This is a genomic window from Bradyrhizobium sp. LeoA1Lang (assembly GCF_055413685.1).
Window position 1 is genome coordinate 1 of record NZ_JBVAPG010000217.1, and the last position, 10,891, is coordinate 10,891.

A 10,891-nucleotide genomic window follows, 5' to 3' on the forward strand; every position below is an offset into this window, starting at 1 on the left:
CGACGGCTGGCAGACCCTCGCCAGCAAGCCCATTGCTCAGCCGGTTGATCTTGCCGCCTGAGCAGATATCATCCGTTCACCGGAGACTCGCGACGGACAAATTCCAACCAAGTTCGCGACGGCACCGCCGGCTTCATCGAGATCGTGTCAGCAGGCGCAGCACGGTTCGAAAGAACATGGTCACCGATGAACACGATCGTCATCAACAATCAAAAAGGGGGCGTCGGCAAGACGACGCTTGCTGTGCATCTGGCCTGGTTCATGGCGGAAGCTGGCCGCCGCGTTCTGATGATCGACGTCGATGCGCAGGGCAACGCGACCGACACGCTCAAGCAGCATAGCGGGTCGACTTCGGCTGCCGATCTATTCAAGCCGGCGGCCCGGTTTGTCGCTGGCGAAAACAACGGCATCACGCTGGCGCCGGCCGACAGCTCCTTGACGGACATCGATCGCGGCAATGCTGCTGCCGTCATGACCCTGCAGCAGAATCTCGCCGATGCCGCCGGACGGTTCGATGTTTGCGTGATCGACACGCCACCATCGCTTGGCCTTCGCAGCGTCGCTTGCCTAGTCGCCGCTTCCCATGTGCTGGCGCCGATTTATCTGGAAGATTATTCCGTGAAAGGCGTCAAAGGCCTGATGCAGACCGTGATCGGAGTTCAACGACGGTACGGTCGCCAAGATACGAGATTTCTCGGCCTGCTGCCTTCGAACTTTAATACCAAATCGCCTCGTCAACGAACGCATTTGGAGCAGTTGTTACGTGAAGCGGGCAAGTACGTGTTCCCAGGCCAGATTGTTGCACGTGACGGCTATGCCGAAGCCGTTGCGGAACGGGTGCCGGTGTGGCGCTTGAAACGTCGCTCGGCGCAAGAAGCGGGTCGGGAAATCCGCGCGGTTCTCGCCAAGATCGCAGAACGGCTCGATCAGGAGACGGCGAATGACGCTCGATCTCAGCTTTAAGGAGCTCGTCGACGCCGCTGCAAACCCTAATGCAGCAACCGGACGGCCGCTCTTGGTCGCGATCGAGTGCATTGACGAAGACCCTGATCAACCCCGCCGCAACTTCAGCGAACAGGAGTTGGAGGAGCTCTCGCAGTCGATTGGCGAACATGGTGTGCTGCAACCCATCGTGCTTCGCCGTTCCGGTGAGAATGGGCGCTACGTCATCGCCATGGGGGCGCGCCGGTACCGCGCTGCGCAGCGCGCGGGGCTACGTGAAATACCCGCATTCGTTCAAGACGTCGGTTCACCAGACCGATATGCGCAGATGATCGAGAATATCCAGCGCGATGATTTGCGCGCGCCTGAGATCGCGAGGTTCATCGCAGACCGATTAGACGCCGGCGATACCCAAGCAGATATCTCGCGCAAGCTGGGAAAGCCAAGAGACTGGGTCTCGCGTTACGCGTCGGTTCAAGGCATGCCGGAATTCCTTCGGGGGCGACTTGAAGGCAGTTCGATCCGCGCTCTTTATGAGCTCTACCAAGCCTGGCGCACGCATCCTGACGAGATCGAGCGGCTATGCGCGGCGCAGGACAGCTTCACCGACGCGCAGGCTCGGCAACTGGCCCGGGACGTGCGTGCCAAGGCCGGCCGCCGCAATGCGCAGAACGAATTGCCTGCTGGACCTCCCAGCTCCGGAAAATCCGACCCCCTGCCGGAAGCAGTGCTTCCGCGGGCCGCTACGAAAGACCAAGAAACAGTAACCGAGGATCTGGCGCCAAAAACTCGCGTCGTTTCACAATCGAGGTTGGCAGCATCGCTGGCAATCAGGGTTCGGTTTCAGAATCGGGCCGGACAACTAGTTGTCGATCGACTCGCGACGCAGGGCTCGCGTCACGCTTTGGTGTTGGTCGATGGTGCGGACCACGCAGAAGAAATTCCAACGTCGGCTCTCACGATCGAGGAGATCCTGTCGAGATGAACTCGTTTGACACTTTCGCTGCCGCGAAAATAGACTATCGGCGGGTGCCGACGGAGCGACTTTCCCATCCGAAGGATGGCGCGTTAGCGCAGCAGCCGAAGGCCGAACGCGCTCCCCATAGCGCTGTAGTGAGGCCGCAGGCTGCTGGAAAGTCGCGGCCCACAGCGCCGATGTTAGTTTGTGCCTTCGTTTCCTCGGTTGCCGGCGGATCGGTGTTCGCGATGGCTACTGCGCCAATGGCGCGCCGCGAGCAGACGTCGGTAGAGAGGGCAGGGCCCGTCGATCGCTTTGTGGCGAGCCCTGAACACAAAGAGTATTGGTTTGAACCAACACGGAGGGGTAGGTTTTTTTGCTTTCTAGTGCAGGATAGGCTTCGCGCCAGCGATGTATTACATCACGATTGGGATTGGAGTGCATGGCTCTGATCTCGCTTCGCGTGTCCGACCAAGTCGCGGCGGAGTTCTCAGCTTTGGCAGCTACCCAGGGCGGCAAATCCGCGCTGCTGCGGCGTCTCATGGCTGATGCACTAGCTGTACCAGCGCCGCGCATCTTGGCGTTGCCGGTAGGACGACCGGAGAAGGTGACGGTACGATTTCGCGAGAGCGAGATGCGGCAGCTGGCGGAAGTTTCACATCAGCGGGGCATGACTCGAACCGGCTGGATCGTCGCGCTTGTGCGCTCGCGATTGGGGTCGCCAGTGCAGCATTCGCCGGACGAGCACGACGCGCTTCGCGCTATCGTTCGCGAGCTCAACCGGATCGGCGGCAACATCAACCAGATCGCGCGTGCCGCAAACATCAGTGTGCTGCAGAGTAGGGCGGTTGAGCCCGATTTGTCCGCAATTCAAGAGGCCAAATTGGTCATCGAAAGAGAACTCGCGCAATTACGTAATTCGCTGAATGGCAACGCGGATTACTGGGATGGGCGGCGATGAGTCGGCGCTACTCATCGCGGCCGACCGACCTTGCGGCCGAACTTCCGCCAATCTCGTATGTCTGGGAAACGCCCATTCGGCGCCCACGGCGGGCCGAGTGGGATATCCCCGATCCGGCCGCTCCCGGCCGCCTTACGCCGGCGATGCGTGCAAAGCTCGAACGCATCGTGCGCCGAGCGCCGGAAGTAATGGTCAAGATCACCGGTCGCACCAAGGGTGTGGCGCATCTCAAATCGCACCTGGCATACATCACCCGAAATGGCGAGCTCGATGCGGAAACAGAGCAGGGCGCGGCGCTGACCGGTCGTACCGGATTAAAAGATCTGCAGCAATGCTGGGAGGATGATGCCGGTCTCGACCACAGGCGCCGCCGCGACGGATCGCTTTCGATCAACATCATTCTGTCGATGCCGGCCGGAACCGACGCTGTCGCGGTCAAGGATTCAGCCCGGGCATTTGCCATCGAGACGTTCGGCTACAATCACGATTACGTCTTCGTCCAACACCTCGATGACAAACATCCCCATGTGCACTTGACCGTTCGGTCCCTGGGCCATGACGGCAAGCGCCTCAACCCCCGCAAGGCGGATCTTCAGGCTTGGCGGGAACGGTTTGCTGGCGAACTTCGACTTCGTGGGATCGCGGCGGAGGCAACGCCGCGGCGAACCCGCGGACGGGTCCGAAAGGCCGATCGCGGGGCGGTCCTCGCTTTGCGCAAGCGAAAGCTCACGCCCGAAGTCGATCGGCTCGCTCGCAAGGAGGTGCTTTCGGAGGTGAGGGGCGGCAGGACTGCCAAACATCCTTGGGACGAACAGATCAAGTCACGTCAGGACGCGATCCGGCGGCGATACCTTGACTATGCCGCCGAACTGCAGCGCTCTGGAGTGGCAGCAGATCACGTGCTCGCTCGCCAGATTCGGCAATTCGTCAACGACATGCCCGCTGTCGAAACCCGCCGGCACGTGTTGAAGAACGAGCTTTCGGACCTTGCCAATACCCGGCGGCGCGGCGCGGAGCAGGGCGTCGAAGCAGAGGGGCACGACAAAACACGAGGCAACGAGCGGACCAGATAAGCAAAGCGCAGGAATCACAATCTTGGGGAGGCTCCAGCTTCGATGTGCACAAATAGCTGAATTTTGCAGCGCCCTTGGAGGAGGATGAAAGCCTCACCACACGTTGGCGAGCGAAGCGTCGCAGCTGAGCCCTCTCAAGGCTGAAACAGGGGTTCGATTCCTCCCTAGGGAGCGCCAGCGGTCTACACAAATCTCTCAATAATTTCAATAAGTTGCTGGAATACATTGACTTTTCGCGCCCAAAAATGCCAAAAAACGTTCTACGAAACGTTCTACAGGGGGTGGGCAAATGAAGCGCGAAACCGACCGCCAAACCGGTCATGAGTACCTGACGATCCGCGCCGGTGTCTGGCACTACTATCGCCGGGTGCCTGCCCATTTCGTGCAGCTGGCCAAGTGCGCCACCGTCAAGCTTTCCACGAAAATCCGAGTCGCCAAAGATCAGACCGGCAGCAAGGCGAGCCGGGTCGCGGCGCGATTGAACGCGGTGCAGGAAGCCTATTGGCGCGGTCTGTCCGAGCGGAAGGCCGCCGATGCCGTGCGCACCTATGATGACGCCGTGAAGCTCGCCCGCTCGCTCGGCGTGGATTATCAGACGCCAGCCGATTGGGCCACGCGACCCTTCCCAGAGGTCCGCGCCCGCGTTCAGGCGGTCATGGCCGATGGGCGAATCGACGATCCCGCGAAGCGCAAGGCGATCATGGGCGGGGTCGAGAAGCCCAAGATCATGCTGTCGGGATTGTTTTCCGCCTATGAATTGATCCAGAGCGTTGCTGTCGCCAACAAATCCGAACGGCAACGTCAGAAATGGCGAACCCAGTATCAGCGCGCGGCGCAAATCTTTATCGATCAAGTCGGCGACAAGCCACTGGACGATGTCAGCCGCGATGATGCGGTGGCGTATGCCGAGTGGTGGGAGCGCCGCGTGCTCGACGACGGCATCGAGATCAACACCATGAACAAGAACCTGGGCCACCTGAGTTCGATGTTTCGCGCCGTGATCAAGCGCCACAAGCTGCGGCTCGATAATCCATTCGCTGGCTTGCGTCAGGAAGGCGGCAAGGACGGCAGCCGCCCGCCCTTCCCGACCGATTTCATCCGCGATGTCATTCTCGCACCCGGCAACCTCGACAAGCTGAATGAAGACGCGCGCGATATCGTCTACCTCATCATGGAAACCGGTGCGCGACCGAGCGAGCTGGCGAACCTGACCAGAGAACGCATCAAGCTTGACGCCAATATCCCTTACATCCGCGTCGAGGCACAAGACCGCGATGACGACGCGCCGGGTCGCGAGCTGAAAACGGTCCAGAGCGAGCGCGACATTCCGCTGGTCGGCTTCGCGCTGGAAGCGATGCGACGGCATCCCGATGGCTTCCCGCGCTACTTCGACAAATCGGACAATTTCTCGGCGGCGGCGAACAAGCACTTCAAGAAATGGAAGCTGCTGCCGACGCCGAAGCAAACGGTTTACAGTTTGCGCCATTCGTTCAAGGACCGCCTGAAGGATGTCGAGGCTCCGGAGGAAATGATCGATGAGCTGATGGGCCACAAGATCGAGAAGCCGAAATATGGTGACGGCTACGGCCTACGGCTCAAGCTGAAAAATATTCAGGCGATTGCCTTCACGCCATCGCCAACCGCCAAGGCAGCGTGACCTTGCAGAATGCGACGCGCCCGTGACATGGCATCTTCGCGGGCGAGCAACGCCGCGATCTCGCGTTCGTATCGTTCGAGAACCGGCGCATAGATCGGACCATCCATCGCCATGCAGTACGCGACAGCCGCCTGCTCTTGCAGGAGCTGTTCCAGCGTCACCGGCTCATCATGTTGGCGAACTGCTTTCCGCATGCCTGGATTATTGCGTCCACCCCCATCGTGTGGGAACCTAAACCGGCGGTGCCTTTTTGATCCGCCGCTTTATGTTCAGACGCCGCGCCAACGATGTCAGACCGAAACAGGCCACGGGAGCGCTTCGCACCCGAGAAGCTGAAGGCATTGCTGAAGATCGCAGGCTTCAGCGATGATCAATTCTCCTATGCGCGGCGTGCGTTCGAAGTCGATGTGCGGCAGCTTGGTGACGCCTACTGGGCCGGGTCGGATCAGCTGACGGTCGCGCAATATCTCGATCTGTTGCAGCGACATGCCGATAGTCTTGCCGCCGTGAGTGCGCAGCAGCAGTCGCTTGCGCCGATCCATCGCATCATTCGTTTTGTCGACGAGCGGCACCCCGATCAGCTTAGCGGTATAGTCGAACGCTATCGGTCCAGCACCAGGGAGCCGTTTATCCAAATGCCCGATGAGGCGCCCAATACCGAGCCGGATGACCTCGCTGACGGAATTGAGCGCCGTGATCGCACCCTCAAATTTTTGATCGCCAATCCGGAATTATTCGCGCAGTTGCTCAACCGGTCAGGCGCACAGGATTATCGGAAGAGAACCATCCGGGCGACGGTCGTCGAACCGTTCCTGAAGCTAATGGACGACTACCAGATCGTGCCCCATCGAACGGCGCGCCCGCTTTCTGTGTTGTTTGATGCGCTGTTCGATTACATCGGCATCGCGAACGCCGACAGACCGAAGAACATCGCGATGATCGTGAAGGCGTTCAGATCGCCGAAGTAGTCCGGCCTGAAACCAAACATAAAGCGGCGACTAAAACTGGATCACCGCTTTATGTAGCTCGGTTTCACCAACAAGTTCAGGATGCCGAATAGCAAAATGCCCGGCTGAGGGCCGGGCATCTCGCATCACAGTGATCACGCGTAGATCTCCGCCGCGCCAACAACGGAGAGGACTTTCTAATATGCCGATCTCCGCCAAGCCGCAAGGCCCTCTCCATCCTCACCGCATCGACGCGTTACCAATAAGCGCAGCGTCACGAGCATCACAAATAAGAGCTTCCCGGCATCCTGGCACCTTGTCGTGCCCATCGGTCAATTGCCGACAGTGTGGCGCGACGATCCGCTGCGGCGACTACTGCAAGAATGTCGGCCCCGGTTACGGCTTGGCGAAACGGCATTGGCAGTGCGGTCACGATAGTTGCGCCAACGGCTTGGGACGATGGCTCACCTACTATTGCAGCGAAGCATGTCGCTGGCGTCACCGTCGCGCACGGCTGCGAATCAAACGGCGTGAATGCTGCATCTGCGGCGCGGTGTTCGAAGCCACACGCCGCGATGCGCGGTTCTGTTCGAACGCGTGTCGGCAGAAGGCCTATCGCGGCGCTGGTGAGCGCCATGATTGATCTCGCCCGCCACGTCAGCATGATCTGCGCGCAGATCACATTCGTCACCAAGCACGCGACCCGTGGCGTTTCCAATAGCAGCGCAACCACCAGCGCGATGCACAGCATCGTCGCGACGCTCCGTCGTTCCGCAATCTTGATTGAACGCGAAGCCGTACGCCGCGAAGGCGAAGCCGCTGACCAAGCGCAATGCGATCCTGGCGAAGGATCGCGAGCAGCAGAACAAGTGAAATCGCCACTGCCCGGCTCCGCAGGCAATCAGGCGAAGCTGAACAGCAAAACGCAAACAGAAAGGCGCGCTGTCATGACCGATCGTCGCAGGACGCACCGCCATGGACGCGACCAACATCAACAGCAACACCGTCGCTGCCGACTTCACCAAAATTGTGTTCGGCACGACCACCGAGCTGCCGATATATATTTCATCATTGCCCAATGAACGGCTTGACGAAACCGAGCCGCCCGAACGCCACGTCGCCACGCGCGTGCCCTCGCACATCACGGGATTTGTCGCGAAATGGGATCGGCCGAAGCGCGGGCTGTTCTTTTGCACCGGCATAGTCAAGTCGGGGGCACGACGCGCCAAAGAGAACATCGTCCAAACCGCCTGCCTGCACACGGATATCGATTTCCGCCAACTCGACGGTGATCCTGGTCGGGCTGAAGTTCTGCGCCAGTTCGAGCGCCTGAGATATCGGCCGAGCATCATCGTGTTCTCCGGTCACGGGCTGCATTGCTATTGGTTGCTCACGGAAGCACTGGACACCCAAGAGAATTTGGAGCGGATCGAAGCCGCGCTGCGGCTGCTGGCCGATCTGGTTGGTGGTGATCTGCAATGCTGCGAGGTCGCGCGGCTGATGCGGTTGCCCGGCACGCACAACACCAAGGACGGCGAATGGACCGAGGTCGAGATCATCGAACAGAACGGTCGCCGCTATGAATTGGACGATCTCGAAGAATGGTTGGCAGAGGCGTCGCCAGTGTTGCTGCGGAAGGAACGACCGAAGGAGGTAACGGCGGGCGAGACAAATTATTTCAGCGAGCATGCCAAGGCGCGGGATTTCAAGCCGCGCGTCGATGTCAAGGCGCGGCTCGACGCGATGACGTACATGGGCGGCGACGTCGATGGCGTTCACCCGGTGCAACTCAGCGTCACCGCATCGCTGCTCAGCTGCGGTGTGGCAATCGATGAAGTGGTCGAGATCGTGTTAGCCGCGACACGCGCCGCCGCTGGCGACTACGGCGCGCGCTGGAATTGGCGGCGCGAAGAGCGCAATATCCGCGGCATGTGCGAAACCTGGGTGGCGAAACATCCGCAGAAGCCCAAGCCGGTCCCGGCACCGCGAAGCGACCAAAAGACCAACACCGCACCCGACGACAGCGAGCCACTGATCCCGCTACATCACATTATCGGCGATATGGTGATCGCCAAACTGCGTCACGATGGCGACGACATCATCAGCGTGTCGAGAGGGTTGTGGCATTATTGCGAAGGCCTCTGGCAACTGCGAACCGACATTCTCTGGCTCGATGCGCTGATCGAAATTGCCTGTCGTGGCTTGAACTACAAAAGCACGAACAGATTGATTGCCGAAACGCGCAACTGGATTACGAGGCACCCCAAGGTCTATCGGCTCCGGGATATTCCTTGGGACGCGCACGGCAAAATCCGAACACGCTCCGGCTTGGTCGATCCCGTGACCCTGGAATTGACACCGGCAAAGTCCACCGACTTTTGTTCGTGGCGAATTGAATGCGACTACGATCCGAACGCTAAATGCCCGTGGTGGGAAACCATGATCGCGGATTTCTTTTCTGATCGCGAACCCGATGTTGCCGCCGAACATATCCGGGTCATTCAGGAAGTGCTCGGCTGCGCACTGATCGATGTCAAACCTCGCGAGATGTCGAAAGCTCTGATCCTGCGGGGCGGCAGCAACTTCGGTAAATCCGTCCTTCTCGAAGTGCTGGCAGGGTTGTTCGGAGCCGCGCAAATCAGCACCGCACTGGATCAACTCGATGGGGCACACGGTTTGATGCAGTTCACCCAACGAGCGCCGTGGGTGCTGCACGAAGCCTTTCAATCTGGAAAGTGGCACTTCTCATCGACCGTGAAGGCGATCATCACGCACGAACCGGTGCCAATCAACATCAAGAACGGCCCGGTGTTTACCACCATCGTTCGCGGTCCAATCTTTTGGGCAACCAACCATCCACCACAGTTCAAGGAAGCCTCTAAGGCCATCGTCAACCGGATCATTGTCATCGAGTGCCTGCGTCACTTTGATCCTGATGCCGAGTTGATCGGCGCAGCGGCGGAAGCGCGCCGCTGCGGCTTCGACAAACCGTCATCGCTGATCCTGCAAACCGAACTCCCAGGGCTGTTGAATTGGGCCATCAAAGGTTTGCAGCGCGCGGCCGAGCGCGGCCGGATTGCCACGACCGATCAGATCAAGGAAACATCGGAAGACATCCATCGCGACAGCAACCTTGTCGCGGGCTTCCTTGACGAATGCATCGAATACGACCCGTACTGGCGCGTCTCAGCGCCGGATTTTTGCGCGGCGTTCGCCGTCTGGTTCACCGAGAACAAGGGCGAGGATCGCGGCACCCCGAGCAACGAGAGCATCGGTCGGGCACTGCCCGCGGTGAGCGACCCGCGCATCGGTATGGATCGCAAGGAGCTGCGTGACAAGCATCGCCGGTACTATGTCGGGATCGTCCTCAACGATGCCGGGATGGCGTTCTGGAATAGAGCGACAACCGCAGACCGGTTTGAAGGAAAGACCACCAACACCACAGCGGCCAACGCTGCCGTCAACACGTTGATCCCGTATGAATGGGAGCAAAAAGCGTCCGTGTTGGCGATGCGAAAGGCACAGGGTTACGACCCGACCGGCATGCCTTTCCCGGCGCTTGTAGACGCCGCCAAGGCGGTCAATGTGATCAAGAACGAGAGCGACACCACGGAGCTTTGAGCCGGTGACCGTTGCCGATGACCGTTCTGAAAGCCGAAAAGGGAACGGTCACCCGCAGAGAACGGTCACCCTTTGGAACCTTCTTTGATGACCGTTCTATCGGCCGCACCAAGAACGGTCATCAGAACGGTCACCACAACGGTCATCGACAGAAGTGCCTGCGCCGCAGGGATAACGTCAAAACGATGACCGTGATGACCGTTCTCTTCTCTATTAGCTGTAGAACCAAGAAAGAGAGAGAAAGAGGGAGAACGAGGAAGGAAGTACATGAAAAGGGGTGTTGTAGGGAAAGGGGCGATTTTCACGGTCGGAACGGTCACACGGTCGCCACGGCGTCGGATCGGCGTCGGGGGAGCGGTGCCGCCGGACCAATGTCGGCGGCTCCATCCGGCCACCTATCAGCCACATATCCCAGCACCATGCGAACCGCCGATCAGGCGCTGATGACCTCGCGGCGTACGCGGAAGCGCTTGCTCAAGCGCCAGCAGATGAAACGCGAGCGCGAGGGCAAGCGGATCGTTCCGGTGCCCGTCGACGCCGTGATCCTGAATTGGCTGGAGCGGCATTTTCGCCACCAGTGCCCCAATGTGAGCATGGAAGACCTGGAGGTGCCGTCGCGAACTTGGTTGGAATTTGTCCGTCGCGAGTCTCCGGTGAACGGATGATATCTGCTCAGGCGGCAAGATCAACCGGCTGAGCAATGGGCTTGCTGGCGAGGGTCTGCCAGCCGTC

Annotated in this window: 11 protein-coding genes; 9 read left to right on the forward strand and 2 right to left on the reverse strand. The window is 59.8% G+C overall.

Annotation, left to right across the window (positions count from 1 at the left end; genetic code table 11):
• Positions 1-186 precede the first annotated feature (186 nt).
• The 5 genes from ACZYOF_RS39040 (at position 187) to ACZYOF_RS39060 (ending at position 5,591) form a co-directional block, all read left to right on the forward strand.
• Complete coding sequence (locus tag ACZYOF_RS39040) at positions 187-963, forward strand: ParA family protein (RefSeq protein ID WP_463719072.1); 777 nt, start codon at positions 187-189, stop codon at positions 961-963.
• On the forward strand, positions 941-1,927 hold the full coding sequence (locus ACZYOF_RS39045; protein ID WP_463719073.1) for a ParB/RepB/Spo0J family partition protein: 987 nt from the start codon (positions 941-943) through the stop codon (positions 1,925-1,927). The genes ACZYOF_RS39040 and ACZYOF_RS39045 overlap by 23 nt, the downstream gene beginning before the upstream one ends.
• A 415-nt stretch (positions 1,928-2,342) precedes the next feature.
• Positions 2,343-2,861, forward strand: a complete 519-nt coding sequence (locus tag ACZYOF_RS39050; protein WP_463719074.1) for a plasmid mobilization protein — start codon at positions 2,343-2,345, stop codon at positions 2,859-2,861.
• 188 nt (positions 2,862-3,049) lie between these two features.
• Positions 3,050-3,934: a relaxase/mobilization nuclease domain-containing protein gene (locus tag ACZYOF_RS39055; protein WP_463719075.1), complete on the forward strand. Its 885-nt coding sequence runs from the start codon at positions 3,050-3,052 to the stop codon at positions 3,932-3,934.
• Positions 3,935-4,223: 289 nt separating this feature from the next.
• Entirely contained in the window at positions 4,224-5,591 is a 1,368-nt protein-coding gene (locus tag ACZYOF_RS39060; protein ID WP_463719076.1) for a phage integrase, read from the forward strand.
• Here ACZYOF_RS39060 and ACZYOF_RS39065 read toward each other — a convergent pair.
• A complete protein-coding gene (locus ACZYOF_RS39065) occupies positions 5,546-5,752 on the reverse strand; it encodes a hypothetical protein (RefSeq protein WP_463719077.1) in 207 nt (68 codons plus the stop codon). The genes ACZYOF_RS39060 and ACZYOF_RS39065 overlap by 46 nt on opposite strands.
• Positions 5,753-5,932: 180 nt before the next feature.
• On the opposite strand from ACZYOF_RS39065, the gene ACZYOF_RS39070 reads away from it, so the two are divergent.
• From ACZYOF_RS39070 to ACZYOF_RS39080, 3 genes are all read left to right on the forward strand, one after another.
• A complete protein-coding gene (locus ACZYOF_RS39070; RefSeq protein WP_463719078.1) occupies positions 5,933-6,559 on the forward strand; it encodes a hypothetical protein in 627 nt (208 codons plus the stop codon).
• A 614-nt stretch (positions 6,560-7,173) separates the two neighbouring features.
• A complete protein-coding gene (locus ACZYOF_RS39075) occupies positions 7,174-7,620 on the forward strand; it encodes a hypothetical protein (RefSeq protein WP_463719079.1) in 447 nt (148 codons plus the stop codon).
• Complete coding sequence (locus ACZYOF_RS39080) at positions 7,514-10,159, forward strand: hypothetical protein (RefSeq protein WP_463719080.1); 2,646 nt, start codon at positions 7,514-7,516, stop codon at positions 10,157-10,159. Before ACZYOF_RS39075 ends, ACZYOF_RS39080 begins: the two co-directional genes overlap by 107 nt.
• 65 nt (positions 10,160-10,224) lie before the next feature.
• On the opposite strand, the gene ACZYOF_RS39085 is transcribed toward ACZYOF_RS39080, so the two are convergent.
• Positions 10,225-10,479, reverse strand: a complete 255-nt coding sequence (locus ACZYOF_RS39085) for a hypothetical protein (protein WP_463719081.1) — start codon at positions 10,477-10,479, stop codon at positions 10,225-10,227.
• A gap of 99 nt (positions 10,480-10,578) precedes the next feature.
• Between ACZYOF_RS39085 and ACZYOF_RS39090 the strand changes: the two genes are divergently transcribed.
• The gene (locus ACZYOF_RS39090; protein WP_463719082.1) at positions 10,579-10,824 is read left to right on the forward strand and encodes a hypothetical protein; all 246 of its coding nucleotides are present in this window, start codon (positions 10,579-10,581) and stop codon (positions 10,822-10,824) included.
• Positions 10,825-10,891 lie beyond the last annotated feature (67 nt).

Excerpts from the sequence above, each read along its gene's own strand:
- ACZYOF_RS39055 (WP_463719075.1), top strand. The coding sequence starts at position 3,050 with ATGGTCAAGATCACCGGTCGCACCAAGGGTGTGGCGCATCTCAAATCG.
- ACZYOF_RS39050 (WP_463719074.1), top strand. The coding sequence starts at position 2,343 with ATGGCTCTGATCTCGCTTCGCGTGTCCGACCAAGTCGCGGCGGAGTTC.
- ACZYOF_RS39080 (WP_463719080.1), top strand. The coding sequence starts at position 7,514 with ATGGACGCGACCAACATCAACAGCAACACCGTCGCTGCCGACTTCACC.
- ACZYOF_RS39045 (WP_463719073.1), top strand. The coding sequence starts at position 941 with ATGACGCTCGATCTCAGCTTTAAGGAGCTCGTCGACGCCGCTGCAAAC.
- ACZYOF_RS39090 (WP_463719082.1), top strand. The coding sequence starts at position 10,579 with ATGCGAACCGCCGATCAGGCGCTGATGACCTCGCGGCGTACGCGGAAG.
- ACZYOF_RS39060 (WP_463719076.1), top strand. The coding sequence starts at position 4,224 with ATGAAGCGCGAAACCGACCGCCAAACCGGTCATGAGTACCTGACGATC.
- ACZYOF_RS39075 (WP_463719079.1), top strand. The coding sequence starts at position 7,174 with ATGATTGATCTCGCCCGCCACGTCAGCATGATCTGCGCGCAGATCACA.
- ACZYOF_RS39040 (WP_463719072.1), top strand. The coding sequence starts at position 187 with ATGAACACGATCGTCATCAACAATCAAAAAGGGGGCGTCGGCAAGACG.